Below are 23,815 nucleotides of genomic sequence, written 5' to 3' on the forward strand. Positions count from 1 at the left end.
ATACCAGCGCGTTCGTGAAGCGGACTGATCAGTCCTGCTTCTCCGGCGCCGGCTCCAGATCCTCGAGCTTGGGCGTGTAGGCCTGCACGAAGGCGTTGTGCAGCACGTTGATCACCGCGCGCCAGGCGCCGACGTCCTTGCTGTCGATGCGACCGCTGATCGGCACCTTGGTGGCGAACTGGTCCTTCTCGTGGTTCTTGAACAGCCAGGTGACGCCGCTGGCGAGGGCCTCCCAGGCGACCTGCAGCGGGTTCTCCTTGTCCTCTTCGACATCCTGCTTCCAGCTGAACACCTTGACGTCGTGCAGCAGCGGCTTGGCGTATCCGTTGAGCTCGCCGTTACGCGCCTGCAGTTGCATCACGAACGTGCCGTTGCCGCCGGCGAAGTCGAGCCTGGCGTAGGCGCGGGCGAGGTCATTGAGGCGCTTGAGTTCGATCTGGCGGATACGCAGGTCGAAGGTGAAGTCCAGCAGCTTGGGGTCCAACGGATCGAAACGGGCGTCGGCCATCAGCGGCGCGTTGCCAAGCACCTTCGCGGTGGCGTGGAAATCGGCCACGCGGCTGCCCTGGCTGCGATCGGCGTTGCTCAGGTTGACCGCCCTGGCTTCCACGTCGGTCATCTTCATGTCCACCTTGGGATGGGACACGAAGTTGTGGAACGTGACCTGGCTGTTGTGCACGGTCACCTCGTCGAGGCGTATCGGCACCAGCCCTTCGAGCTGCTGGCGCCAGTCCACGCCCGTACCGGCCTGGCTCGGCGCCCGGCTTCCACCGTCGACGAAGTTGAGGCTGGCGTGGTCGAACTCGACGCGGCCACGGACCGTGCCGTGGGTGATTGCGCGCCAGCTGATCGCGATATCGGTGGTGGCCGCGGAGAAGAACGGTACCGGCACCTTGCCGTCCACCTTGTCGATGCGCAGATCGCCAAGGCTGTAGGCGCCACGCCAGAGATGGATGTCCACATCGGCGACATGGCCGTGATAGTCACCCATGCGGTCCATCTTGCGATTGAGGTAGTCCTTGACCACGTAGGGCAGGGCCAGTCGCGCCACCACCAGCAGCGCGACGATAACCAGCACGATGACCAGCGTGCGGCGGGCGACGTGTTTCATGCGCGGTCCTGACAGCCCAGTCCGCCGAAGTCTAGGCCGCCGCGTGTGGGCGCGGCGTTCAGGTCATCGTGCTGTCGCGTCCGGCCCGGAAGAAACCGATGTGCGGCCGTGCTCGCAATGGAAGGTGAACACATAGTCAAGGCTGAATGGCCTGGCTTCGCTGTCGACCGGGTGGCTGGTGCCGTCGGCATCGGCGGCCCAGCGGGTGATCGTCAATGGCGTGTAGCGCCAGTGCTGGACGGCTGCCCGCACGGATTCGGCAAAGGGTTGCTGCGTGTCCGGCGCATTCATGCGCACCTCATCGACGTTGCCCTGGGTGCCGACGATCACGCGTGCCGGCAGCTCGATCTGTGGCGGGCAGCGGGCGAGCACCGACGCGGGATAGACGGGCGGCTCGTGCACTTCCAGCGTCGCGCCCATGGCGATCTGGCCGATCGCCAGCTTGTAGTGCGCCAGCCCGGTGCCCTCCGCGGTACGGTAGCTTGCCGACCCGATGCCGGGTTGGGCGTCCTGCTTCTGTGCGGTGTGGACACAGCCGGCCAGCAGGGTGGCGGCGACGAACAGGGTGAGCGCGCGAGTCATCATGGATCCTTCCTGGAGGCCGTGACAGCCTAGCCGCGAGGGTCACAAGCGCAAAATCCGCCTCGCGCGCTTTGCTTTCCAGGCGTTTCCTCGCGACGCGCAGCATCGCCGGGGGCCGCCCCCCACCCCTCTTTCCCACGAGCCGGAGCCCCGGCAAACGGGAAGCCAAAATCGACCCCGCCTTGGCGGGGTTGACGTCCGCTCAACAGGGCCTGATCAGGTCCCCCGAGGAGTGGGAGCCTGGTCGTCGCAAACGAAAACGCCGGCACGAGGCCGGCGTTGTCCGTCAGGCTTCGCAGCCTGTCAGTGCTTGAGGTTCCTACGCAGGCGCTCGAGCGCCTGCAGCTGGGTCAGCGCGGCGACCAGCTTGGCCTGCGCCTCGGCCACGTCGATGGCGTCGGAGCGGTTGGCCAGGGCTTCTTCGGCTTCCTTCTTGGCGGCCAGCGCGGCGGCCTCGTCGATTTCCTCGGAGCGCACGGCGGTGTCGGCCAGCACGGTGACGGCATGCGGCTGCACTTCCAGGATGCCGCCGCCGGTGATCGAGATGTCGACCTTCTCGCCGCCGGCCTCGGTCACCACGACCTTGCCCGGCTTCAGGCGGGTGATCAGCGGCGCGTGGCGTGGTGTGATGCCCAGCTCGCCCTGGTCGCCGGTGGCGACGACCATCGTGGCCTCGCCCGAGTAGATCGCGGCTTCGGCGCTGACGACTTCGACGCGGATGGTGGTGGTCATGCTTGGTCTCGCTTCGCTCGACGGAAATGGGGAATGGTCAATCGGGAATGGTCAGGCTGCGCGGGCTTCGCTTTTGCGATTCCCGATTGACGATTCCCGATTCCCGAAGGTCGCTTAAGCGGCCTTCTTCGCCGACATTTCCTCACCCTTCTTGATCGCCTCGTCGATGCCGCCGACCATGTAGAACGCCTGCTCCGGCAGGTGGTCCACGTCGCCGTCGACGATCATCTTGAAGCCGCGAATGGTCTCGGCCAGCGACACGTACTTGCCCGGCGCGCCGGTGAACACTTCGGCCACGTGGAACGGCTGGCTGAAGAAGCGCTCGCACTTGCGCGCGCGCGACACGACCTGCTTGTCTTCCTCGGACAGCTCGTCCATGCCCAGGATCGCGATGATGTCCTTGAGCTCCTTGTAGCGCTGCAGCGTGCCCTGCACGCGGCGGGCGACGTCGTAGTGCTCGGTGCCGATCACGTTCGGGTCGAGCTGGCGGCTGGTCGAGTCCAGCGGGTCCACCGCCGGGTAGATGCCGAGCGCGGCGATGTTGCGCGACAGCACCACGGTCGCATCCAGGTGGGCGAAGGTGGTGGCCGGCGACGGGTCGGTCAGGTCGTCCGCGGGCACGTACACGGCCTGGATCGAGGTGATCGAACCGGTCTTGGTGGAGGTGATGCGCTCCTGCAGCACGCCCATTTCCTCGGCCAGGGTCGGCTGGTAGCCCACCGCCGACGGCATACGGCCGAGCAGCGCGGACACCTCGGTGCCGGCCAGCGTGTAGCGGTAGATGTTGTCGACGAACAGCAGCACGTCCTTGCCCTTGCCCGACGCGTCCTTCTGGTCGCGGAAGTACTCGGCCATGGTCAGGCCGGTCAGCGCGACGCGCAGGCGGTTGCCCGGCGGCTCGTTCATCTGGCCGTAGACCATCGCCACCTTGGACTCGGGCAGGTTGTCGAGCTTCACGACGCCCGCGTCCTGCATCTCGTGGTAGAAGTCGTTGCCTTCGCGGGTACGCTCGCCCACGCCGGCGAACACCGACAGGCCCGAGTGCTGGGTCGCGATGTTGTTGATCAGCTCCAGCATGTTCACCGTCTTGCCCACGCCGGCGCCGCCGAACAGGCCGACCTTGCCGCCCTTGGCGAACGGGCACACCAGGTCGATCACCTTGATGCCGGTTTCCAGCAGCTCATTGGCCGCGGCCTGCTCGTCGTAGCTCGGCGCCTCACGGTGGATGACCCAGTGGTCTTCGGCGTTGATCGGGCCGACCTCGTCGATCGGGTTGCCCAGCACGTCCATGATACGGCCGAGGGTGGCGCTGCCGACCGGCACCTTGATGCCTTCGCCGGTGTTGTGCGCGACCAGGCCGCGACGCAGGCCTTCGGTGGAGCCCAGTGCGATGGTACGGACGACGCCGTCGCCCAGCACCTGCTGGACCTCCAGCGTGATGTCCATGCCGTCGATCTTCAGTGCGTCGTACACCTGCGGCACCTGATCGCGCGCGAACTCGACGTCGATGACCGCGCCGATGATCTGAACAACTTTGCCCTGGCTCATTTGTGGTAGCTCCACTCGTAATTTGTATTCGGGTACGGGAATGGGGAATCGTGAATCGGAAATCGTCAAAGCGCGTCGCGCGGCTCTTTCGATTCCCTATTTGCTATTGACCATTCCCGGGAAAATCAGACCGCCGCCGCGCCGCCGACGATTTCGGAAATTTCCTGCGTGATCGCCGCCTGGCGCGCCTTGTTGTAGCTCAGGGTCAGTTCGGCGATGACCTTGTTGGCGTTGTCCGAGGCGCTCTTCATCGCGACCATGCGTGCGGCGTGCTCGCTGGCGAGGTTCTCCAGCACGCCCTGGTACACCACCGACTCCACGTAGCGGCCGAGCACGTGCTCGAGCACCGCGGCGGCGTCGGGTTCGTAGATGTAATCCCAGTCGTGGGTCTGCTCGAGCGTGATGCCGGCGTAGGCGTTGTCGCCCGAGCCCTGCTGCGCGGCCAGCTCGGCCGCGACCAGCGGCAGCGGCAGCAGCGCGTCGACCATCGGCTTCTGCGTCATGGTGTTGACGAAGTCGTTGTAGGCCAGGAACACGCGATCCAGGCCGTTGGCCGCATAGGCGTCCAGCACGACCTTGATCACGCCGACCAGCTGCTCCAGCTTGGGCCGCTCGCCCAGGTGGCTGACGCTGCCGACCAGGTTGACGCCCTTGATGCGGCGGAAGAACTGCATCGCCTTCTGCCCGATCGCCACCACGTCGACCTGCACGCCCTTGTCCTGCCACTCGCGCACGGCCGGCAGGACGCGGCGGAACAGGTTGGAGTTGAGGCCGCCGCACAGGCCGCGGTCGGTGGAGATCACGATGAAGGCCACGCGCGCGACGTTGTCACGCTCGACGAGGAACGGATGCTTGAAGTCCGTGTTGGCCTGGGCCACGTGGGCGATCACCCGGCGCATCATCCGCGCATACGGACGCGAGGCCTTCATCAGGTCCTGCGCCTTGCGGATCTTCGAGGCCGAGACCATCTCGAGCGCGCGCGTCACCTTGCGCATGTTCTGCGTGCTCTTGATCTTGGTTTTGATTTCGCGTCCGCTTGCCATTTTTGTCGCTCGCTGTGCTCGCTTGGGAATGGTAAATCGGGAATCGGGAATGGTTGGAAGCCAGGGTGCAGCGCGCTTGTGCTTTTACGATTCCCGATTTCCCATTGCCGATTTACGGCCTACCAGCTCCCCGTCTTCTTGTACTCGTCCAGGCCGCTCTTGAAGACGCCCTCGATCTCGCCGTTCCAGTCGCCGGTCGCGACGATCTTCTTCATCAGTTCCTCGTGGTTCTGATGGAAGAACGCGTGCAGGCCGCGCTCGAAGTCGAGCACCTTGGCGACCGGCAGGTCGTCCAGGTAGCCCTTCTCGGCGGCGTACACCGACAGCGCGAGCTCGGCGATCGACAGCGGCGCGTACTGCTTCTGCTTCATCAGCTCGGTCACGCGCTGGCCGCGGTCGAGCTGGGCGCGGGTGGCCGGGTCGAGGTCCGAGGCGAACTGCGCGAACGCGGCCAGCTCGCGGAACTGCGCCAGCGACAGCTTCACGCCGCCGGACAGCTTCTTGACGATCTTGGTCTGCGCCGCACCACCCACGCGCGACACCGAGATACCGGCGTTCACGGCCGGGCGGATGCCGGCATTGAACAGGTCGGTTTCCAGGAAGATCTGGCCGTCGGTGATCGAGATCACGTTGGTCGGCACGAACGCCGAGACGTCGCCGGCCTGGGTCTCGATGATCGGCAGCGCGGTGAGCGAACCGGTCTTGCCCTTGACCTCGCCGTTGGTTTCCTTCTCGACGTAGGCCTCGTTCACGCGCGCAGCACGCTCGAGCAGACGCGAGTGGAGATAGAACACGTCGCCCGGGTAGGCTTCGCGGCCCGGCGGGCGCTTGAGCAGCAGCGAGATCTGGCGGTAGGCGACGGCCTGCTTGGACAGGTCGTCGTACACGATCAGCGCGTCTTCGCCGCGGTCGCGGAAGTACTCGCCCATGGCGCAACCCGAATACGGCGCGATGTACTGCAGCGCGGCCGACTCGGAGGCCGAAGCGACGACGACGATGGTGTTGGCCAGCGCGCCGTTCTCTTCGAGCTTGCGCACCACGTTGGCGATCGAGGAGCGCTTCTGGCCGATGGCGACGTAGATGCTGTAGATGCCCGAATCTTTCTGGTTGATGATCGCGTCGATCGCCACCGCGGTCTTGCCGGTCTGGCGGTCGCCGATGATCAGCTCGCGCTGGCCGCGGCCGATCGGGATCATCGAGTCGATCGCCTTGTAGCCGGTCTGCACCGGCTGGTCGACCGACTTGCGCCACACCACGCCCGGCGCGACCTTCTCGATCGGCGAGGTCTTCTTTGCGTTGAGCGGGCCCTTGCCGTCGATCGGGTTGCCCAGCGCGTCGACGACGCGGCCGAGCAGCTCGGGGCCGACCGGCACTTCGAGGATGCGGCCGGTGGTCTTGGCGGTGTCGCCTTCCTTCAGGTGCTGGAATTCACCCAGCACCACGGCGCCGACCGAGTCGCGCTCGAGGTTCAGCGCGAGCGCGAAGGCGTTGCCCGGCAGCTCGATCATTTCGCCCTGCATCACGTCGGCCAGGCCGTGGATGCGCACGATGCCGTCGGACACGCTGATGATGGTGCCTTCGTTGCGGGCCTCGGCACCGAGCTTGAACTGCTCGATGCGGCTCTTGATCAGTTCGCTGATCTCGGACGGGTTCAGAGTGGTGCTGGACATGGTCGCTTTCCTGAATTTGGGAATGCTTTTTCAAGCGTCCGACCCCATGGCCGGCGTGCTCTTCGATGTTTTGTCAGCGCCGGATCGCCGGCACTGTCCCGCGGCCCGCAGGCCGCGCTTGAATCAACTTGCCAGCGCGGAGGCCAGGCGCTGCAGGCGGCCGCGGGCGGAGCCGTCGATCACCTCGTTGCCGGTGTCGATCACCACGCCGCCGAGCAGCGCCGGGTCGACATGGCTCTCCAGTTCGATCTCGCGCTTGAAGCGGCGCTTGAGCGAGGCCTTCAGCTGTTCGGTCTGGGCGGCGTCCAGCGCCATCGCGCTGGTCACCTTGACCTTCAGCTGCGAGCCCGCCTCACGCTTGTGTTCCTCGTACAGGTCAGCCACTTCCGGCAGCAGCGCCAGGCGGCGCTGTTCGGCCAGCGTCTGCAGGAACTGGGCGAACGCGGTGTCCGTACCCATGCCCTGCGGCAGATGCAGTGCCACCAGCTGCGCCGGCTTCACGCGCGGGTCGCCGACCAGCGCGGAAACGCGCGGATCCTTCGCCACCGCGGCGGCGAAGGAAAACGCCTGCGACCATTCGCCAAGCGTGCCGGCCTCGTGCGCCAGCTCGAAAGCGGCGCGCGCGTACGGACGGGCGAGGGTGATTGCCTGGGCCATGGTCAGATCTCGGTGGCGAGCTGGTCGAGCAACGCCTTGTGCGCGGCCGGGTCGATCTCGCGCTGCACGATCTTGGCGGCACCCTGCACGGCAAGCGCGCCGACCTTCTCGCGCAGCTCCTCGCGGGCACGCTGGGCCATCGAGGCGATGTCGTCCTGCGCGCTGGCTTTCAGGCGGTTGATCTCGCCGATGGCGTCGGCGCGGGCCTTGTCCAGGATCTGGTTGGCCTGCTGCTGGGCGCGATCGATGATCTCGGCGGCCTGCTGGCGCGCCACCTTGATCTCGGCGGCCACCTTGCTGTCGGCATCGCGCAGCTCGGCGCGGGCGCGCTCGGCGGCATCGAGGCCTTCGGCGATCTTGAGCTGGCGCTCTTCGATGGCCTTGTTGATGTGCGGCCAGATGAACTGGACGCAGAACCAGATCAAGATGGCGAAAGCGATCATTTCGCCGATCAAGGTCGCGTTGGGAAGCATCGCTGCATTACCTGTAAATGCGGGTGGTACGGCTACGGGCGCCGCGGCGACGCCCGTAGGGGAACGGCGCCGAAGCGCCGTCGAGGCGACTTAGCCGGCGGCCGTCAGGCTGGCCAGCAGCGGGTTGGCCACCGCGAAGTACATCGCCAGCGCCACGCCGATCAGGAACGCCGCGTCGATCAGGCCGGCGAGCAGGAACATGCGGCCCTGCAGCAGCGGCACCAGCTCCGGCTGGCGGGCAGCGGCTTCCAGGAACTTCGAACCCATGACGCCGATACCGATACAGGCGCCAAGGGCGCCCAGGCCGATGATCAGGCCCAGCGCGATGGCGGTGAAACCCTGGACTTGCGCGATTTGAACGATAGCTTCCACGACGATCTCCTCAGAAAGAAAAGCTTATGTGTTTCGGTTGGACGTTGTTCGAAAGGACGGACAGCAGATCAGTGGTGCTCGTGAGCCATCGAGATGTAGACGATGGTCAGCACCATGAAGATGAAGGCCTGGATCGAAATGATCAGGATGTGGAAGATGCCCCACACGGTGTAGCCGACGATGCCCATGCCGTAGAGCAACCAGCTGCCGGCGCTGAACAGACCGGCAATCAGCATGAACACGAGCTCGCCGGCGTACATGTTGCCGAACAGTCGCATCGCCAGGCTCACCGGCTTGGAGAGCAGCTCGACCAGGTTCAGCGCGAAGTTGGGCAGCCACAGCAACGGATGCTTGCCGAACGGCGCGGTGAACATCTCGTTCATGTAGCCGCTGAAGCCCTTGGCCTTGAAGCTGTAGAAGATGATCAGCACCAGCACCGTCAGCGACATCGCGAAGGTCATGCTGGTGTCTGCCGTGGGCACGGCGCGGAAGTGGCCGATGCCGAACTTCTCGGTGATCCAGGGCAGCAGGTCGACCGGCAGCAGGTCCATCGCGTTCATCAGGAAGACCCAGACGAACACGGTCAACGCCAACGGGCCAAGCACGCGGCGATCACCGTGGAAGACGTCCTTGACCTGGCCGTCGACGAACTCGAGCACGATCTCGACGAACGCCTGCCCCCTGCCCGGCACACCGGCGGTGGCTTTGCGCGCCTTCATCCAGAACCACAGGCAGAACAGCACGCCGAGCACCAGCGACACGGTGATCGAATCGATGTGCACCGCCCAGAACCCCTCCGGATTGCTGTGCGGAGTCAGGTGCTTCAGGTGATGCGAGATGTATTCGGTAAGACCGCCCTGCGGCTCGCTTGCCATGTGTCAACCCTTGAATCGAAACGCCAGCAGATGAACCGCGTAAGCAGCCGCCAGCCCCGTAATGGCGGCCAGCGGCGGCAGTTTCAGTTTGATGAGGATCACGCCCATCCCACCGATGACCGCGATCCACTTGAGGATCATGCCCACCAGCAGACGCCCCAGCGCCATGCCCGCCCCGTGCATCCCGGCGAAGGCCCGCGCGCCAAGCAGCGCGTTGCCCAGCGCCATCACGAGGGCGCCTGCAAGGGCCGCCAAGGCTTCGCGGCGCCCCTGCATCAGGAAAACGAGACCGACCAGCGCTGCCACAGCGACCTGCCACATCACGATGCGCAGGGCCAGGCGGCGTCCGGAGGCAAGACTATTGAGCACGTGTGTTCCCGCGCGGCTTCGCACCAGGCGTCACCCTTGCAGCTACGGGCCACGATCCAATCCGCAAAAGTATATCAGCCGCCTATTTGCAGGGACAAGCCGCAGGGCTGCGACATCTTGTCGTGCGGGCGCTGGCGTTCACTTTGAACGACTCGCAACTTCCTGCGTGCGACGCAAAAAAAGGGCCGGACAACAGTCCGACCCTGGGAATGCGCCTCCGGCGGGGAGGACGGGGACGCGGGCAGAAGCCTTAGCGGGCGGCCGACTTGCGGCCTCCGGTAGCGCCCGTAGCGACCGCATCGTTGGCGGCCGCGAGCGGCTGCACGAGTGCGCCGAGCGACTCGGCGGTCTGGCGACCGACAGCCACCAGGCCCTGACTCAGCGTCACGGCCTGCTCGGCCTGCACACGGCCCAGTGCCACACCCTTGTCCCACAGGCCGCGCATGGCCTCCGGATCGCGGGCCTCGCCAGCAGCAAGCAGGAAGTCGGCGGCGGAGCGAGCCTGCTGCTCCAGCGCACCCAACTGCAGGCCGGCGGCCTGCTCGAGGCCCTTCAGAAACAGCGACTGCGCCTTGAAGGCGTTGTCGGCGAACTGACGGGCATAGTCAAACGCCTGGAAATCGAACGACGTGGTCATGGCTTGTCCCTCGCGGGAGTCTTGGGAAGTGGAACAAGCCTAGCAAACGATTTTGTGCAATGCAACATTAAAACGTTGCCGTTGCTATCTGCCGGCGACCGCGGCCCTATTGCACCGCGTCAGAAGCTCTCACGACTGCAGCTCGCGCCCGACGTGCAGGTTTCGTGCACCACCACCCGATCCAGCGTTGGAAGCCGCGTTTCCAGGCGGCGGAAGATCCAGCGCGCCAGCATCTCGCTGGTCGGATTCTCCAGCCCCTCGATCTCGTTGAGATAGTGGTGGTCCAGTTGCTCGAACAGCGGAGCGAAGGCGGTCTTGACGTCGGCAAAGTCCATGACCCAACCCATGGCCGGGTCAGGCTCACCTTCGACGTGGATCTCGATGCGGAACGAGTGCCCGTGCAACCGCGCGCACTTATGCCCGGCGGGCACGTTGGGCAGCCGGTGCGCCGCCTCGATCTGGAAGACTTTATGGATATGCATGGCGAGCGATTGTACGTCGCCCCAGGGCCAGGGCCGGACGACGAAAGAAGACTGGGGAGGCAGGCACGGCGCCGCGGGCGCGTGGTGGCTATGGGTGGACTCGAACCACCGACCCCAGCATTATGAGTGCTGTGCTCTAACCGGCTGAGCTACATAGCCATGGGGCGTCGCTGGCGCGGACGCCAACGGAGCCCGGCAGTGTAATTGGCGCACCCGGCCGGTTCAAGCCTCTTCGCTTTCCATCGCCACGCGCGCTATGGTTGGATCGAAGCTCGTGGCCGCTCGATACGCGGCACGCGGGCCCGAGGAGGCGTCATGATCGATGCGGATGGTTATCGCCCTAACGTAGGCATCGTGTTGCTGAACGCAGAGGGCCGCCTGTTCTGGGCGCGCCGCGTCAGCCACGACGGCTGGCAGTTCCCGCAGGGCGGGATGCGCAGCGACGAGACACCGCTTGAGGCCATGTATCGCGAGCTGGCCGAGGAAACCGGCCTGCTGCCCGAACATGTCGAAGTGGTCGCCAGCACCCGCGGCTGGTTGCGCTATCGCCTGCCCAACCGCTACGTGCGCCACCATCAGCGCCCGACCTGCATCGGCCAGAAGCAGGTGTGGTTCCTGCTGCGCCTGGTCGGCGGCGAGGATGCGCTCAAGCTGGACGCCTGTGACAAGCCGGAGTTCGATATCTGGCGTTGGGTCGATTTCTGGTACCCCGCCGTGCATGTGGTCAGCTTCAAGCGGCAGGTCTACGAGCGGGCGCTGCGCCACTTCGCGCCGCTGGTGGAGGCAATGCTGAGCGTCGAGCTTGGCGCCCTGCCACGCCACGCGGAGGGCTCCCCGCCGGGCAACCGCGCGGTCGCCTGAACGACGCCGCGAAACCTAGTTGACAATCATTCGCATTCGCGCTGGAATGCGCGGCCATGTACATCTGCCTCTGCAACGCCGTGACCGACGGCGACATCCGCCGCGCCGTCGCCGATGGCGTGCGCACCTTCGCCGAACTGCAGGCGCGCACCGGCTGTTCGGACTGCTGCGGCTGCTGCGAACCCGAAGCGCGCGCCACGCTGGACGCCGCGCTGGCGCAGGTGACTTTCCCGCTGCCGCTGATCACCGCCTGACCCGCCGCGGGCGGACGCCAAACCGCAACCATTCGCGTTCCCACCCGCGGGCGCCCGAGCCCGTATAGTCACCGGTCGACCCTGCACCGGAGACTTCCCCCATGAAAGGCGACGCCAAGGTCATCGAGTACCTCAACAAGGTGCTTTACAACGAACTGACCGCGATCAACCAGTACTTCCTGCATTACCGCATGTTCAAGGACTGGGGCTACGGCGAGCTGGCCGAGCACGAGTACAAGGAATCGATCGAGGAAATGAAGCATGCCGATCATCTGATCGAACGCATCCTGTTTCTCGACGGCCTGCCGAACCTCCAGCACCTGGGCAAGCTGCGCATCGGCGAGAACGTGCTCGAATGCATCCAGGGCGACCTGGACCTGGAGCTGGCCGCGGCGATCGATCTACGTGCCGCGATCGCGCACAGCGAGGGCATCGCCGACTACGTCAGCCGCGACCTGTTCAAGAACATCCTTCACGACGAGGAAGAGCACATCGACTGGCTCGAGACCCAGCTCAACCTGGTCAAGGACATCGGCGCCGAGCGCTACCTGCAGAGCAAGATGGGCAGTTGACCGTTTGCCCCTTGCAGGAGCCCGCTTGCGCGGCGATGCCTTAAGGGAGTCTCGGATCGGCAACAAGGCCCCAGCCCGGACGACGAGAACGCGAAGCCTGCCATCGGCTGGCTCAGGACGCGTGGACCCAGACGCTCCGATCGCCCAAAGGCCGCCCGCAAGCGGGCGCCTTGAAGGCATCCGGTGGCGAATCGGAAAGCGTGCGGCCGTTCCTTGACGCTTTCGTCACGCAGCGGCTATACCGGTCACCCCAGTAGTTCCGGATTTTTCCATGGCTTCACGCCCGCCTCCGCGCTTCGTCGTGCGCCCGCACGATGAGGCGAGCCTGCGCCGCCGCCGGCTGTGGCTGGGCGTGGCCTGGCTGACCAGCGTGCTGCTGACCGGCGCCGTGGTTGGCACGCTGGCCTGGCGCACCACGCCCGCCGCGGTCGACCATCGCGAGGCCAGGAAGCTGTCCGCCGAAAACGAGCAGCTCAAGCAGCAGCTTGCCAATCTCAAGCGCGCGCAGCAGGTCACGGACATCGCAACCAAATCGCTGCGCGGCACGCTGACCGAGCGCGACGAGGAAATTAATGGCCTGCGGGCGGATCTGGGCTTTTATTCTCGCCTGGTCGGCGGCAACGCGCAGCGCGAAGGCCTCAAGGTGCAGGAAGTGCAGTTGCGCCCGGTCAATGGGTCGCACGCCTGGAACCTCGCGCTCAGCCTTACCCAGAACGCCAAGCGCGGCAGCGACGTCAGCGGCGCGGTGACACTCAGCGTCGAAGGCGTGCGTGGCGACAAGGTGGTAGCGCTGGGCTGGTCGCAACTGGGCGACGCCGCGCAACAGGACGGCCTGTCCTTCCGCTTCCGCTATTTCCAGCAGCTGCATGCCACGTTCATGTTGCCGGCGGACTTCAAGCCTACGCGACTGCGTATTCACGTCAAACCCGAGGACGGCGACGCCGTCGACCGCGCCGTGGCGTGGAACGATGCGCTGTCGGGCAACCTCACCACGATCGAAGGGGGAAACTGACCATGTTCAACCGACGCCGCACCGACCGAACCGACGGCAGCAGCGACACCAGCCTGATCGCCCGCGGTACGGTGATCCGTGGCGACCTGCGCTTCAGCGGCGCGCTCCACCTGGACGGTCGCATCGAAGGGACCGTGCTGGCCGACGGCGAGGACGCCGTGTTCACGGTAAGCGAGTACGGCCAGGTGCAAGGCGACATCCACGTGCCGCACGTGATCGTCAACGGCTCCGTGCAAGGCGACATCCACGCCGGCGAGCGGCTGGAGCTGGCCCCGCTGGCACGCATCACCGGCGACGTGCACTACCGCACGCTGGAAATGGCCGGCGGCGCGCAGGTAAACGGCCGCATGAGCCATCGCGTGGAGCCGAGCGCCCGCGAGCTGCCCTCGCCGGCGCAGCCGGACGCGGAGCTGGACGACGCCGTGCCGGCCTGATACCGGGAGCGCCGCGTCGCGAGCGCCTGCCACCCGGCAGGCGTTATCCTTGAGTTCGCGCCTCCGCAACCGCACATTCGCCCCATGGAAACCCTCGTCTCGATTCCCGACTACCGCCAGGCCAACGCACCGCTGGTGTTCACCGAGGCCGCCGCGCGCAAGGTGCACGAGCTGATCGTCGAGGAGGGCAACCCCGCGCTGAAGCTGCGCGTGTACATCTCCGGTGGCGGCTGCTCGGGCTTCCAGTACGGCTTCACTTTCGACGAAGCGCAGGCTGAGGACGACTTCGCGCTCGATCGCGAAGGCGTGACCCTGCTGGTCGACCCGCTCTCGCTGCAGTACCTCACCGGCGCCGAGATCGATTACGCCGAGAGCCTTTCCGGCGCGCAGTTCGTGATCCGCAATCCGAACGCCAAGACCACCTGCGGCTGCGGCTCCTCGTTCTCCACCTGAAGTCGATGGCCGCGCCCGTCACCAACATCTTCGCCGGGCTGAGCCTGGTGCTCGATCGCATGGCCGAGCGCCGCGACCAGGAAGCGTGGCTCGCCGAACAATGCAGCTGCGCGCAGGCACGCTATCTGGTGCTGGACCCCTCGGGTGAGAGTTACCTCCTGCGCGAAGCCGAGCACCTGCGCTGGCTGGGCGAAGCCGAGCGCCGCGAGCTGTTCGCCGATGTGCCTGCCAGCCTGCTGGGCATCGCCGAAGGCTGTCCGCATTTCCTGCTCGCGCTGGACGAAGCGCCGCTGGCCGAAGCCCTTCAGGACCGTCTCGCCGCCCGCCGCATCGGCTTGCGCGAAGCCGGCCTGCGATTGTCCGCTGCCGAGGCGGGGTTGTTCGCCTACGCCAAGGGGCTGGCGCACTGGCAGCGCGAGACGCGCTTCTGCAGCGGCTGCGGCGCGCCGCTGGAGCGTGTCGCCGCGGGCCATCGCATGCGGTGCACCAGCCCGTCGTGTGGGCGGCTTCATTTTCCGCGTACCGACGCGGCGATCATCGCCATCGTCGAATACGAGGGCGCCTGTCTGCTCGGGCGCCAGGCGAGCTGGCCGAAGGGGCGCTGGTCGGCGCTGGCCGGCTTCGTCGAGCCGGGCGAGTCGCTGGAAGACGCCGTGCGCCGCGAAGTGTCCGAGGAGTCCGGCGTGCGCGTGGGCGAGGTGCACTACCACTCCTCACAGCCTTGGCCGTTGCCGGCGTCGCTGATGGTTGGCTTCCTCGCGCAGGCGCTGGATCCGTCGATAGACCTGCGTGACGGCGAACTGGAAGAGGCACGCTGGTTTACGCCCGCGCAGATCGTGGCCGGCCTGGCCGACGGCAGCTTCGCTACGCCGACGCGGTTGTCGGTGTCCTACCAGCTGTTGGCGCACTGGTTGCGCGAACGCGCCGGGCTGGAGCTCGACGAGCTCACCGCCGACCACCTGTAGGAGCGCACCTGTGCGCGACCGGGTGGCCGCGCCGCGCACCGCGCTCGCGCCCGGGCACGCTTCTCCAGGGCGAGCGCAACGCTTGCCCTAGAATGGTCGGGCGTATCAAGGAAACCTTCTGATGGCCCTCAGCCTGCTTGCCGCCCTCCTCGCCCTCGGCCTCCTGCATTTGCTGCCGCAGCTTGCGCAGTGGCGCGGCGATGGCGTGTTTCGCGGTTGGGTCAGGCAGCTGGACGACACGGCCGGACGGGGGCGTGTGCTGCTGACGCTGGTGGTGCCGGCGGTGCTCTGCCTGCTGCTGGCCGAACTGCTCGGCCACGTGCCGCTGGGCGTCTTCCTGCAGTTGGCTTTCGCCGTGGTAGTGCTGCTTTATGGGCTCGGACCGCACGCCTTCGAGGCGGATCTGGAGTCGGTCCTGCACGCGCCCGATCCGGTTGCCCGCCAGGCCGCCGCGCAGCGCCTGGCCGAGCCGGGTGCGCAGGTCGCCTGGAATGCCCACGCGCTGGGCGAGGCGGTGGCGCTTGCCGCGCTGCGGCGGCGCTTCGGGGTGCTGTTCTGGTTCTTCGTACTGGGGCCCGCCGGCGCCTTGCTTTACCGGCTGGCGCAGACGCTGGGTCGCGATGACACGCTGGCGCTCGATGCCGCCAGCCGCCGCCACGCGCGCTATGTCGCCAACGCGCTGGACTGGCTGCCCGCGCAGCTGCTTGTGTTCACCCTGGCGCTGGTCGGTCACTGGGACGCGGTGATGACCGCCTGGCATCGTTGGCGCCTGCACGCGGCACCGACCAGTTGGTACACCGATGGGCCCGATTTCCTGGCTGCCGCGGCCTGTGCCGACATCGAGGTGGAAATCGAGGCAGGCGATGGTTATGCCCAAGAGCGTTCCGATCCGCTGCTGGAACTGGTGCGCATGCGCGGCGCCTTCCTGCGCGCGCTGCTGGCCTGGTTGAGCGTGGTCGCCCTGATCGTGCTGGGCGGCTGGCTCACCTGACGCTGCAGGAGCCCGCTTGCGGGCGGTGCACTTGCGTCACTGGAACAAGAGCGTCGCCCGCAAGCGGGCCCTGCACACGTACGGAGGTCTCAGGCCAGCGTGCCGCGCAGTTCGCGCACGCGCGCTTCGAGCGCGTCCAGCCGCAGCCGTTCCGGCATCACCGGCGCATCGACCACCAGTTCCACCCGCGCGCGGAAACGCCGCGGCAGGCGTGCGCGCCCCAGGCGCGTGTCGCGCCGGCTCCATACGCTGCCCCACAAACCGCGCAGCGCCATCGGCACCACCGGCACCTGCCGCCGTTCGAGGATGCGCAACACACCGGGCCGGAAAGGTCCGATTTCACCGTCGCGCGTAAGCCCGCCCTCGGGGAAGATGCAGACCACTTCGCCCGCGGCGAGCGCCTGGTCGATCGCCTCGTAGGCCGCCGCCAGCACCGCTGGATCCTCCTTCTGGCCGGCGATCGGTATCGCCCTGGCCGTGCGGAAGACGAACCGCAGCAGCGGAATGTTGAAGATCCGGTAGTACATGACGAAGCGCGCTGGTCGGCGCAGGTTCGCCATCAGCAACAGCGGGTCCATGAAACTGACGTGGTTGCACACCAGCAATGCCGGCCCTTCCTCCGGCACGTGGCGCATACCTTCGACGCGCACGCGATAGAGCGTGTTCACCAGTACCCAGGTGATGAAGCGCATCGGAAATTCGGGCACTAGCGTGAAGATGTACGCCGCCACCGCCACATTGAGCAGCGCCGCGGCGAGGAACGTCTCCACCGCATCGAACCCCAGCGCGCCTAGACCCAGCCCGAAACCCGCCGCCAGGACGATCAGCAGCGCGTTGACAATGTTGTTGCCGGCGATCACGCGCGAGAGCTGCTCGCGCGGCGCGCGTGCCTGCACGAAAGCGAACAGCGGCACCACGTAGAAGCCGGCGAACACGCCGATCAGCGTCAGATCCAGCGCCACGCGCCAGCTGCCGGCGGCCCGCAGGAAGGCCAGCCAGTCCAGCCCCTGCGCCAGCGCCGCGCCGTGGCGTGCGAAGTAGAGGTCCACGCCGAACACGGTCAGGCCGAACGCGCCCAGCGGCACCAGGCCGATCTCCACGCGCCTGCCGGACATCCGCTCGCACAGCAGTGCGCCCACGCCCGTGCCGATCGAGAACAGGGTCAGCACCAGCGTATTGACCGAGCCGTCTCCGCCGAGCGTCTCGCGCGTGTAGTTGGGCAATTGCGCGATCAGCACGGTGCCGAAGAACCAGAACCAGGAGATGCCCAGCACCGCGTTGAACACGGCCCGATCGCGGCGCACGATGCCAAGCACGCGCGCGGTTTCGCTCAACGGATTCCAGTTGAATTTCAGTTCCGGCGCGGTCGCTGGCGCCGGCGGTATCCGCCGGCTGGCCAGGTAGCCGGCCACCGCCACGGCGATCGTCGCGGCCGAGGCCAGCCACGGACCGATACCGGCGACCAGCATCAGCGAATTGCCGGCGATCATGCCCACCAGCATCGCCAGCTGCGTGCCCATTTCGACCAACCCGTTGCCGCCGACCAGCTCGCCAGGCTTGAGCGCCTGCGGCAGGATCGCGTACTTGATCGGCCCGAAGGTGGTCGAGTGCAACCCCATCAGGAACAGCACCACCAGCAGCAGCGTGGTGTCGTGCGTGTGGAAGCCGATCGCCGCCAGCGCCATCGCGCCGATCTCGAACAACTTCACTGCACGGATGATGCGCGTCTTCTCGTACTTCTCCGCCAGCTGCCCGGCGGTGGCCGAGAACAGGAAGAAGGGCAGGATGAACAGCGCCGGCGCCAGATTGGTGTAGAGCGACACGCTTTTGTCGTCCAGCCCCATCTGGAACGCCACCAGCATCACCAGTGCGTTGCGGAAGGCGTTGTCGTTGAACGCGCCCAGCGCCTGGGTCCAGAAGAACGGGGCGAAACGGCGCTGGCCGAGCAAGGCGAATTGGCTCATGCGGGTCCTGGGCTGGGAGCTGGCGCTAGCCTAGCGTGAAAGCCCGCCGCCTCGTTGCGCGAAGTCATCGATGGGAATACCTTCGGCGCGCGGAGGGGCCACCGGGGCGATTCGCGTCGAAATCCGAGCACCGAGCCGCTGGGGCTCGACGCCAAGCAGGTCACCGGGGAGGGTGGCCTGGCGTATCCCGTGCCAGCGATGCCTTCCGCGGCGCACACGGCGCCCGCCGACCTGGCGCCTGCGTCGAGTGGGGGAAAGCGATGGACATGAGCCGGAGGTGTCTGGTCTGGGCATTGTGCTATGCCGCCATCGGCATGGGGCTGGGCATCTACATGGCCGCCTCGCACGACCACAGACAACTGGTGACACACGCCCACGTGCTGCTGGTTGGCTTCGTGCTGTCGCTGGTGTACGGGATCATCCACCGGCTGTGGCTGGGCACGCCGCGTCGTGCGCTGACCCTGACCCAGTTCGTCATGCACCAGCTGGCGGCCATCCTGTTGCTGACCGGCCTGTTCCTGCTTTACGGCGGCAAGGCCGACGAGGAGACGCTCGCACCGCTACTGGGCATCGGTTCGGTCGGCGTGCTGCTGGGCATGCTGCTGATGCTCTACATGGCGATGCGTCCCGGCACCGCGCCGGCAGTCGGACGGCCATCCACGGACAAGGCGGCGATCTAGCGCCCCTTGCCACCCGGAGCGGGCGGACTAGCGGAAGCCTCCAGGTGCCAGGTGCCATCCTCGTCGATCCGCAGACACTGGCGAGCCGTGGCTGGGCATTGCCTGGCCAGGTGGATGCTGTCCACCGGAAGCTGCAGGCGCCACGCCAGGCCATACTGCCCGACCGCGTAAAAGCGGTGGTCATCGCGGACGGCAACCCACAACGGCGGCTCGACGTTCCGGCGCGCCAGGTCCTCCAGCAGGCGTTCGCCCCAGCGGGCACGTCCGATCAGGCCCGGGTGATCCAGTTGGCGCGTCCCTTCGACCGCCGACCACGAGGAGAGCGCCAGCAACGCAAGAATGATCGTCACCCGCGGGCTGGCCGCCGAACAGTGAGCCAGCACGATCGCGGGCAGGATCGCGGCAATCGCCGCGTAATACGGATAGCTGTTCCAGGCGAGCAGGAAGTAAGGACCGTAGGCGATACCGGCAAACAGGACGATGGCAAGCCACTGGCGCGCACGCAGCAACGAACGACCCTGCCAGCAGGCGATCGCCGATGCAGCCAGCAGGGGCAGCGCCGTCAGCACCATCCAGGCGAGGGCTCGCCAGCGGTCGCCGGCGACGGCCATGCGCACGGCCTCGCGCGGGACGCCGGCCATCCAGCCGGCGAACGCAACCATGTTGCGAACCACGTTGCTTCCCAACGTCAGTGCATAGGCCGGATCCGCCTGCGTCGTGAAGTGCGCGCGCAGCACCAGCCAGATCCCCGTGACGCCTGCGCAAGCGAGGAGCGCAACGACCTCGCCGGCGCGCACGCGCAACTGCCCGGTGAACAGTCGCACGACCACCATCAGGACCACCGTGAGCGCGGCCGATTCCTTGCTCAACAACGCCAGCGCCAGCGACAGCGGCATGCTGGCCAGCCACAGGACACGGCGCAGGCCTTCCGCGCTGGCTGCCTCGACCCAGGCGGCCAGGCAGAGCGCGGTGAACAACGTCAGGAGCGAGTTGTTGACTGCCGCCGCCCAATGCACCGGGAGCATGTGCATGCCCAACCCGGCGTAGATCACGCCCGCCAGAGCCGCCGTCAGCCGTGGCGCGTTCCATTTGCAGGCACGGCCGATGGCAAGCGCGAACAGGAAGACACTCGCGCTTGCCAGCAGATGCAGAGCCAGGCTCACCATGTGGGTGGCCAACGGGCTGTCGTGCAGCGCCCCGTCGATCAGGCGCCAGTAACCTTCCTGCGATAGCGGCCGCCAGAACCGGGGCGGCACCGTTGGCACGAAATCCGACCACCAGGGAGCCGACGAGGCGTTCGTCGCATGAGCCCCGTAGATGTAGAGGTAATCGTCTCCCCAGAAGGGCGTGCGCAACGCCGGCAGCCACATGAGGAGCACGGAGGCACCCAACAGCGCGATGCCGATGCGCAGGGCCGATCGCCGAGCGTCGAGCATTAGCCGAACATTCCCCTTTGCCGTCACGACGCCTGCCTGGCCACGGCCAGCTGATCCGTAAGGTGGGCGGCGAGCGGGGGCCACACGTGCGCCTTGCGCGGTGTGGCGCTCGGCGGCCGTTCAGTCGGCACGCCGCAACGCCCGGTGCGCGATGTCGCGGCGACAGAAGGCACCGTTGAAATGGATTTTTGAAACCGCCTCGTAAGCGTGTTCTCGCGCGGCGGCCAGGTCGCCACCCAACGCGCAGACGGTCAGCACGCGTCCGCCGGCAGTCGCTGCGCGACCGAGCTCGTCGAGCTTCGTACCGGCGTGGAACACCTTCACCGTCGGATCGAACGCGGCATCGAGGCCTCCGATCGGATCGCCGCTGCGCACGCGACCGGGATAGCCCTCGGCGGCCACCACCACGCCGATGGAGGGGCGGCTGTCCCACTGCGCGCGGGTGTGGTGCAGTTCGCCGTCCAGCGCGGCTTCGATCAGTTCGACCAGATCGGACTTCAGGCGCAGCATGATCGGCTGCGTTTCCGGATCGCCGAAGCGCACGTTGAACTCGATGACCTTCGGCCTGCCGGCCTTGTCGATCATCAAACCGGCGTAGAGGAAGCCGATGAACGGCGCGCCCTCGGCCGCCATGCCGCGCAGGGTCGGCTCGATGACTTCCTTGAGGATGCGTTGCTCGACCGCAGGCGTGACCACCGGCGCCGGCGAGTAGGCGCCCATGCCGCCGGTGTTGGGTCCCAGATCGCCCTCGTCCCGACGCTTGTGGTCCTGGCTCGAAGCCATCGGCAGCGCGTGGCTGCCGTCGCTCATGACGATGTAGCTGGCTTCCTCGCCGTCGAGGAACTCTTCGATCACCACGCGCGCCGACGCATTGCCGAACATGTGGCCACCCAACATGTCGTGCAGTGCCTGCTCGGCATCGGCCAAGGTCAGCGCCACGACCACACCCTTGCCCGCGGCCAGGCCGTCGGCCTTGATCACGATCGGCGCGCCATGCTCGCGCACGTAGGCGAGCGCGCTGTTGAGCTCGTTGAACACCGCGTAGCGCGCGGTCGGGATGTTGTGGCGGAGCAGGAAATCCTTGGCGAACGCCTTGGAGCCTTCCAGCTGCGCGGCGATCGCGCGCGGCCCGAAGATGCGCAACCCGGCTGCGCGAAAGCGGTCAACCACGCCGGCGACCAGCGGCACTTCGGGACCCACGACGGTAAGTTCGGCCTTCTCGGCCTTGGCGAGCTTGAGCAAGCCGTCGAGATCGTTGATCGCCACGTCCGCGTTGCGCACGCCACGCTCGCGCGCGGTGCCCGCGTTGCCGGGAGCGACGATCACCTCGCTGACCCGCGGCGATTGCTTGAGCTTCCACGCCAGCGCGTGCTCGCGCCCGCCGCTGCCGATCACCAGAACCTTCATGCGCTCTCCGGAACCAAAGGATGCGCCCCTCGGCGCAGGCGCGCATTGTAGCGGTGCCGGCACGTTGCTTTGGAACGCAGGATGGGCGTCGGCTCACCGTCCCACACCGAAGCGGTGGGCTGAACCCACCCTACGCCGCCCTACGGGTGCGTGTGGTGGCGGGCGAGCAGTTCGAGCAGCGCGGCGCGCGGCAATTTGCCCGTCTCGTTGCGCGGCAGCGCGGCGACTTTCAACAGCGGGCGCGGCAGGAACACCGGATCGATCGCCCGGCGCAGCGTGTCGAGGATCGTGTGCTCGTCCAGCCCCGGCGCCACCGCCAGCGCGGCAATGCGGTGTACGCCGAGCGCGTCGCCGCCGTCGAGCTGGAACACCACACCGTCCTCCACGCCGGCAATGGCGAGCAGGCGACGGGTAAGGTCGCCGAGCGAGGCGCGCTTGCCGGCGATCTCCAGCATGTCGGCCTGGCGCCCGCGCAAGCGGAAGGCACGGCCGTCGGCGGACAGGCTGACGATGTCGGCCAGCAGCCGCGGCACGTCCAGTTGCGGCGCATCGACCTGGGTGCCGTCCGGCTGCGGGTGCAGCTGAACGTCCGGATACAGCGCCCAGTCTTCCTCACGCGTGGTGCGGCGGCTGGCGAACACGCAGGTTTCGGTGGAGCCGAACACTTCCAGCAGCGGCGCATCGAAGCGCGCTTCGGCCGCCTGCGCCAGTTCGATGGGCATGGGCGCGGTGGCCGATACCATCGCCGCCAGCGGGGGCAACGCAATACCCGATTCGACCAGCGCGCGCAGGTGCACCGGGGTGGTGACCAGCACTCGCGGCTCCGGCACGTCCGCCAGCGTCGAGGCCACGTCGGCCGGAAAGAATGGCCGCCCCGCGTGCACGCCGACGCCGCCCAGCAGCGGCAGCAGCACGCTCATCTCCATGCCGTACATGTGCTGGGGAGGCACCGTGGCGACCGCGGTGAAGCCCTCGCCGACAGCCGCGCGCAGCATCGAGAGGTTGCCCGCATTGCTCGCGTGGAAGCTTCGCCAGGTCTTGAGGTTGGCGCTGGGCACGCCGGTGGAACCGGAGGTGTAGCCGATCGCCACGACCTGGTCCGCCGGGATCTGCGGCCAGCTCTCGACCGCCTCCTCCAGCGTCGCCATGGCAGACAACGCCGGCATGCGGTGGTAGCCGGTCGGCGCCGGATCGAGCGCCTGCTCGCCCAGCGCATAGCAACCCGGATGCGCGGCCATCACCTCGTCGACCGCCTGCGGCGCGCGCGAGGAAGGCAGCAGGTTGGTCTGGCCGCGCAACACGATGGCGCAGAACGCGACCAGGAAGGCGTAGCGGTCCTCGCACAGGTTCACCGCGGCACCGGCACTGGGCAGCGAGGCCGCCACCTGGCGCACGTGGGCCAGGAACTGGGCGGCGCTGACCGGCGCGCCGTCGCGCCAGGCCAGCACGCGCTCGGGCGTGTCCGCGTGCAGCAGCGCCAGGCGCTGCGGCGCCTCGCGCTGGAACGTGTCGTAAACGATGGCCAAGCCGCTATCTCCCAGTTCGCCATGCGCCAGACGCACACAGCATGGCGACCGGCCGTTGCAAGCCGGCGTGAAGCGCGCGTGTGCCGCTGTCCCGCCTTGGGCCGTCCAACGGGCCCGCGGCGCCCCCTGGACGCTCAGGCGCGGATGATAGCGCCGGTGAGGGCATCGCGGATCACCGTCGGGCGTTCCTGACCGCCGAGTGGGGCATCGAGCACGCCATCCAGGGTGTCGCCGAAGTAATCCAGCGCCTGCTGTGCGCTGCGCGCCGGTGGTGAACCGTGCGGATTGGCGCTGGTCGACACCAGCGCGCCACCCCAGGTACGGCACAGCGCGGCAGCCGGTGCGTGGGCAGTGACGCGCAACGCGATGCCCGCATGCGCGCCAGCGACCCAATCCGGTACTTCCGTGGTGCGCGGAAAGATCCAGGTGTTCGGACCCGGCCAGCTCGCCTTGACCTGCGCCAGCACCTCGGCCGGCACGCGGGCCAGATCGATGTAGCGCTCGACCTGGGCGAAGTCGGCGGCGATCAGCAGCACGCCCTGGGTGGGTGGACGCTGCTTGAGTGCGAACAGGCGTTCGAAGGCGGCCTGGTCGCGCGGATCGCAACCCAGGCCGTAGACCGCTTCGGTCGGATAGGCCAGCACGCCGCCGCGGCGCATCAGCGCGGCGGCGGCCGCGCATTCGGTCAAGCTGAAGCGTGCGGTCATCC

27 protein-coding genes and 1 tRNA gene are annotated in these 23,815 nt (G+C 67.3%); 9 read left to right on the forward strand and 19 right to left on the reverse strand.

The window, feature by feature from the left end; all coding sequences use genetic code 11:
* Nucleotides 1-28: 28 nt before the first annotated feature.
* The 14 genes from J7I44_RS01935 to J7I44_RS02000 all read right to left on the reverse strand — a co-directional run bounded on the left by J7I44_RS01935 (nt 29) and on the right by J7I44_RS02000 (nt 10,710).
* Nucleotides 29-1,111 (reverse strand): DUF748 domain-containing protein, encoded by a 1,083-nt coding sequence (locus J7I44_RS01935; RefSeq protein ID WP_209614945.1) that lies wholly within the window; start codon nt 1,109-1,111, stop codon nt 29-31.
* Between the two features lie 63 nt (nt 1,112-1,174).
* The gene (locus J7I44_RS01940; protein WP_209614946.1) at nt 1,175-1,696 is read right to left on the reverse strand and encodes an energy transducer TonB; all 522 of its coding nucleotides are present in this window, start codon (nt 1,694-1,696) and stop codon (nt 1,175-1,177) included.
* 300 nt (nt 1,697-1,996) lie between these two features.
* Nucleotides 1,997-2,425: a F0F1 ATP synthase subunit epsilon gene (locus J7I44_RS01945; RefSeq protein ID WP_209614949.1), complete on the reverse strand. Its 429-nt coding sequence runs from the start codon at nt 2,423-2,425 to the stop codon at nt 1,997-1,999.
* 114 nt (nt 2,426-2,539) lie between these two features.
* On the reverse strand, nt 2,540-3,973 hold the full coding sequence (gene atpD / locus J7I44_RS01950; protein WP_209614951.1) for a F0F1 ATP synthase subunit beta: 1,434 nt from the start codon (nt 3,971-3,973) through the stop codon (nt 2,540-2,542).
* A 125-nt stretch (nt 3,974-4,098) separates the two neighbouring features.
* Nucleotides 4,099-5,016 carry a F0F1 ATP synthase subunit gamma gene (atpG, locus tag J7I44_RS01955; RefSeq protein ID WP_209614953.1) on the reverse strand — a complete coding sequence of 306 codons (918 nt, stop codon included), beginning with the start codon at nt 5,014-5,016 and terminating at the stop codon, nt 4,099-4,101.
* 119 nt (nt 5,017-5,135) lie between these two features.
* The gene (atpA, locus tag J7I44_RS01960; RefSeq protein ID WP_209614956.1) at nt 5,136-6,686 is read right to left on the reverse strand and encodes a F0F1 ATP synthase subunit alpha; all 1,551 of its coding nucleotides are present in this window, start codon (nt 6,684-6,686) and stop codon (nt 5,136-5,138) included.
* 123 nt (nt 6,687-6,809) lie between these two features.
* Nucleotides 6,810-7,343, reverse strand: coding sequence for a F0F1 ATP synthase subunit delta (locus tag J7I44_RS01965; RefSeq protein WP_209614957.1), 534 nt, complete (start codon nt 7,341-7,343; stop codon nt 6,810-6,812).
* 2 nt (nt 7,344-7,345) lie between these two features.
* Nucleotides 7,346-7,816 (reverse strand): F0F1 ATP synthase subunit B, encoded by a 471-nt coding sequence (locus tag J7I44_RS01970; RefSeq protein ID WP_245187861.1) that lies wholly within the window; start codon nt 7,814-7,816, stop codon nt 7,346-7,348.
* Nucleotides 7,817-7,906: 90 nt separating this feature from the next.
* The gene (gene atpE / locus J7I44_RS01975) at nt 7,907-8,188 is read right to left on the reverse strand and encodes a F0F1 ATP synthase subunit C (protein ID WP_209614961.1); all 282 of its coding nucleotides are present in this window, start codon (nt 8,186-8,188) and stop codon (nt 7,907-7,909) included.
* Between the two features lie 68 nt (nt 8,189-8,256).
* Nucleotides 8,257-9,063: a F0F1 ATP synthase subunit A gene (atpB, locus tag J7I44_RS01980; protein WP_209614962.1), complete on the reverse strand. Its 807-nt coding sequence runs from the start codon at nt 9,061-9,063 to the stop codon at nt 8,257-8,259.
* Between the two features lie 3 nt (nt 9,064-9,066).
* Nucleotides 9,067-9,432, reverse strand: a complete 366-nt coding sequence (locus J7I44_RS01985; RefSeq protein WP_209614964.1) for an ATP synthase subunit I — start codon at nt 9,430-9,432, stop codon at nt 9,067-9,069.
* Between the two features lie 250 nt (nt 9,433-9,682).
* On the reverse strand, nt 9,683-10,069 hold the full coding sequence (locus J7I44_RS01990) for a phasin family protein (RefSeq protein ID WP_209614966.1): 387 nt from the start codon (nt 10,067-10,069) through the stop codon (nt 9,683-9,685).
* Between the two features lie 119 nt (nt 10,070-10,188).
* Nucleotides 10,189-10,551 (reverse strand): 6-carboxytetrahydropterin synthase QueD, encoded by a 363-nt coding sequence (gene queD / locus J7I44_RS01995; RefSeq protein ID WP_209614968.1) that lies wholly within the window; start codon nt 10,549-10,551, stop codon nt 10,189-10,191.
* 82 nt (nt 10,552-10,633) lie between these two features.
* Nucleotides 10,634-10,710: transfer RNA gene (locus J7I44_RS02000), tRNA-Met, on the reverse strand.
* A 156-nt stretch (nt 10,711-10,866) separates the two neighbouring features.
* On the opposite strand from J7I44_RS02000, the gene J7I44_RS02005 reads away from it, so the two are divergent.
* The 8 genes from J7I44_RS02005 to J7I44_RS02040 all read left to right on the forward strand — a co-directional run bounded on the left by J7I44_RS02005 (nt 10,867) and on the right by J7I44_RS02040 (nt 16,093).
* Nucleotides 10,867-11,412 carry an RNA pyrophosphohydrolase gene (locus tag J7I44_RS02005; protein WP_209614970.1) on the forward strand — a complete coding sequence of 182 codons (546 nt, stop codon included), beginning with the start codon at nt 10,867-10,869 and terminating at the stop codon, nt 11,410-11,412.
* Nucleotides 11,413-11,468: 56 nt separating this feature from the next.
* A complete protein-coding gene (locus J7I44_RS02010) occupies nt 11,469-11,666 on the forward strand; it encodes a (2Fe-2S)-binding protein (RefSeq protein WP_209614972.1) in 198 nt (65 codons plus the stop codon).
* 101 nt (nt 11,667-11,767) lie between these two features.
* Complete coding sequence (bfr, locus tag J7I44_RS02015; protein ID WP_209614974.1) at nt 11,768-12,238, forward strand: bacterioferritin; 471 nt, start codon at nt 11,768-11,770, stop codon at nt 12,236-12,238.
* A 271-nt stretch (nt 12,239-12,509) separates the two neighbouring features.
* Entirely contained in the window at nt 12,510-13,250 is a 741-nt protein-coding gene (locus tag J7I44_RS02020) for a DUF6776 family protein (protein ID WP_209614977.1), read from the forward strand.
* Nucleotides 13,251-13,252: 2 nt separating this feature from the next.
* Nucleotides 13,253-13,684 (forward strand): bactofilin family protein, encoded by a 432-nt coding sequence (locus tag J7I44_RS02025; protein ID WP_209614978.1) that lies wholly within the window; start codon nt 13,253-13,255, stop codon nt 13,682-13,684.
* A gap of 84 nt (nt 13,685-13,768) precedes the next feature.
* Nucleotides 13,769-14,137 (forward strand): iron-sulfur cluster insertion protein ErpA, encoded by a 369-nt coding sequence (gene erpA / locus J7I44_RS02030; RefSeq protein WP_209614980.1) that lies wholly within the window; start codon nt 13,769-13,771, stop codon nt 14,135-14,137.
* Entirely contained in the window at nt 14,134-15,102 is a 969-nt protein-coding gene (gene nudC, locus J7I44_RS02035; protein ID WP_425599735.1) for an NAD(+) diphosphatase, read from the forward strand. Before erpA ends, nudC begins: the two co-directional genes overlap by 4 nt.
* 121 nt (nt 15,103-15,223) lie before the next feature.
* Nucleotides 15,224-16,093 carry a CobD/CbiB family protein gene (locus J7I44_RS02040; protein ID WP_209614985.1) on the forward strand — a complete coding sequence of 290 codons (870 nt, stop codon included), beginning with the start codon at nt 15,224-15,226 and terminating at the stop codon, nt 16,091-16,093.
* Between the two features lie 89 nt (nt 16,094-16,182).
* On the opposite strand, the gene J7I44_RS02045 is transcribed toward J7I44_RS02040, so the two are convergent.
* Entirely contained in the window at nt 16,183-18,057 is a 1,875-nt protein-coding gene (locus J7I44_RS02045) for an MFS transporter (protein WP_209614987.1), read from the reverse strand.
* Between the two features lie 266 nt (nt 18,058-18,323).
* Here J7I44_RS02045 and J7I44_RS02050 point away from each other — a divergent pair, with 266 nt between their 5' ends.
* Entirely contained in the window at nt 18,324-18,737 is a 414-nt protein-coding gene (locus tag J7I44_RS02050) for a hypothetical protein (RefSeq protein WP_209614989.1), read from the forward strand.
* Here the strand turns inward: J7I44_RS02050 and J7I44_RS02055 are convergent.
* The 4 genes from J7I44_RS02055 to tsaC form a co-directional block, all read right to left on the reverse strand.
* Nucleotides 18,734-20,173 carry a hypothetical protein gene (locus J7I44_RS02055; protein WP_209614991.1) on the reverse strand — a complete coding sequence of 480 codons (1,440 nt, stop codon included), beginning with the start codon at nt 20,171-20,173 and terminating at the stop codon, nt 18,734-18,736. The two genes, J7I44_RS02050 and J7I44_RS02055, sit on opposite strands and share 4 nt — an antisense overlap.
* 120 nt (nt 20,174-20,293) lie before the next feature.
* On the reverse strand, nt 20,294-21,580 hold the full coding sequence (purD, locus tag J7I44_RS02060; protein ID WP_209614993.1) for a phosphoribosylamine--glycine ligase: 1,287 nt from the start codon (nt 21,578-21,580) through the stop codon (nt 20,294-20,296).
* Between the two features lie 140 nt (nt 21,581-21,720).
* Nucleotides 21,721-23,106, reverse strand: coding sequence for an AMP-binding protein (locus J7I44_RS02065; RefSeq protein ID WP_209614995.1), 1,386 nt, complete (start codon nt 23,104-23,106; stop codon nt 21,721-21,723).
* A gap of 134 nt (nt 23,107-23,240) precedes the next feature.
* The gene (gene tsaC / locus J7I44_RS02070) at nt 23,241-23,813 is read right to left on the reverse strand and encodes an L-threonylcarbamoyladenylate synthase type 1 TsaC (RefSeq protein ID WP_209614997.1); all 573 of its coding nucleotides are present in this window, start codon (nt 23,811-23,813) and stop codon (nt 23,241-23,243) included.
* Nucleotides 23,814-23,815 lie beyond the last annotated feature (2 nt).

The organism is Frateuria flava (assembly GCF_017837635.1).
In the GTDB taxonomy this organism is placed as follows: domain Bacteria; phylum Pseudomonadota; class Gammaproteobacteria; order Xanthomonadales; family Rhodanobacteraceae; genus Frateuria_A; species Frateuria_A flava.

Excerpts from the sequence above, each read along its gene's own strand:
- J7I44_RS01935 (WP_209614945.1), bottom strand. The coding sequence starts at position 1,111 with ATGAAACACGTCGCCCGCCGCACGCTGGTCATCGTGCTGGTTATCGTC.
- J7I44_RS01940 (WP_209614946.1), bottom strand. The coding sequence starts at position 1,696 with ATGATGACTCGCGCGCTCACCCTGTTCGTCGCCGCCACCCTGCTGGCC.
- J7I44_RS01945 (WP_209614949.1), bottom strand. The coding sequence starts at position 2,425 with ATGACCACCACCATCCGCGTCGAAGTCGTCAGCGCCGAAGCCGCGATC.
- atpD (WP_209614951.1), bottom strand. The coding sequence starts at position 3,973 with ATGAGCCAGGGCAAAGTTGTTCAGATCATCGGCGCGGTCATCGACGTC.
- atpG (WP_209614953.1), bottom strand. The coding sequence starts at position 5,016 with ATGGCAAGCGGACGCGAAATCAAAACCAAGATCAAGAGCACGCAGAAC.
- atpA (WP_209614956.1), bottom strand. The coding sequence starts at position 6,686 with ATGTCCAGCACCACTCTGAACCCGTCCGAGATCAGCGAACTGATCAAG.
- J7I44_RS01965 (WP_209614957.1), bottom strand. The coding sequence starts at position 7,343 with ATGGCCCAGGCAATCACCCTCGCCCGTCCGTACGCGCGCGCCGCTTTC.
- J7I44_RS01970 (WP_245187861.1), bottom strand. The coding sequence starts at position 7,816 with ATGCTTCCCAACGCGACCTTGATCGGCGAAATGATCGCTTTCGCCATC.
- atpB (WP_209614962.1), bottom strand. The coding sequence starts at position 9,063 with ATGGCAAGCGAGCCGCAGGGCGGTCTTACCGAATACATCTCGCATCAC.
- J7I44_RS01990 (WP_209614966.1), bottom strand. The coding sequence starts at position 10,069 with ATGACCACGTCGTTCGATTTCCAGGCGTTTGACTATGCCCGTCAGTTC.
- queD (WP_209614968.1), bottom strand. The coding sequence starts at position 10,551 with ATGCATATCCATAAAGTCTTCCAGATCGAGGCGGCGCACCGGCTGCCC.
- J7I44_RS02005 (WP_209614970.1), top strand. The coding sequence starts at position 10,867 with ATGATCGATGCGGATGGTTATCGCCCTAACGTAGGCATCGTGTTGCTG.
- J7I44_RS02010 (WP_209614972.1), top strand. The coding sequence starts at position 11,469 with ATGTACATCTGCCTCTGCAACGCCGTGACCGACGGCGACATCCGCCGC.
- bfr (WP_209614974.1), top strand. The coding sequence starts at position 11,768 with ATGAAAGGCGACGCCAAGGTCATCGAGTACCTCAACAAGGTGCTTTAC.
- J7I44_RS02020 (WP_209614977.1), top strand. The coding sequence starts at position 12,510 with ATGGCTTCACGCCCGCCTCCGCGCTTCGTCGTGCGCCCGCACGATGAG.
- J7I44_RS02025 (WP_209614978.1), top strand. The coding sequence starts at position 13,253 with ATGTTCAACCGACGCCGCACCGACCGAACCGACGGCAGCAGCGACACC.
- erpA (WP_209614980.1), top strand. The coding sequence starts at position 13,769 with ATGGAAACCCTCGTCTCGATTCCCGACTACCGCCAGGCCAACGCACCG.
- J7I44_RS02040 (WP_209614985.1), top strand. The coding sequence starts at position 15,224 with ATGGCCCTCAGCCTGCTTGCCGCCCTCCTCGCCCTCGGCCTCCTGCAT.
- J7I44_RS02045 (WP_209614987.1), bottom strand. The coding sequence starts at position 18,057 with ATGAGCCAATTCGCCTTGCTCGGCCAGCGCCGTTTCGCCCCGTTCTTC.
- J7I44_RS02050 (WP_209614989.1), top strand. The coding sequence starts at position 18,324 with ATGAGCCGGAGGTGTCTGGTCTGGGCATTGTGCTATGCCGCCATCGGC.
- J7I44_RS02055 (WP_209614991.1), bottom strand. The coding sequence starts at position 20,173 with ATGCTCGACGCTCGGCGATCGGCCCTGCGCATCGGCATCGCGCTGTTG.
- purD (WP_209614993.1), bottom strand. The coding sequence starts at position 21,580 with ATGAAGGTTCTGGTGATCGGCAGCGGCGGGCGCGAGCACGCGCTGGCG.
- tsaC (WP_209614997.1), bottom strand. The coding sequence starts at position 23,813 with ATGACCGCACGCTTCAGCTTGACCGAATGCGCGGCCGCCGCCGCGCTG.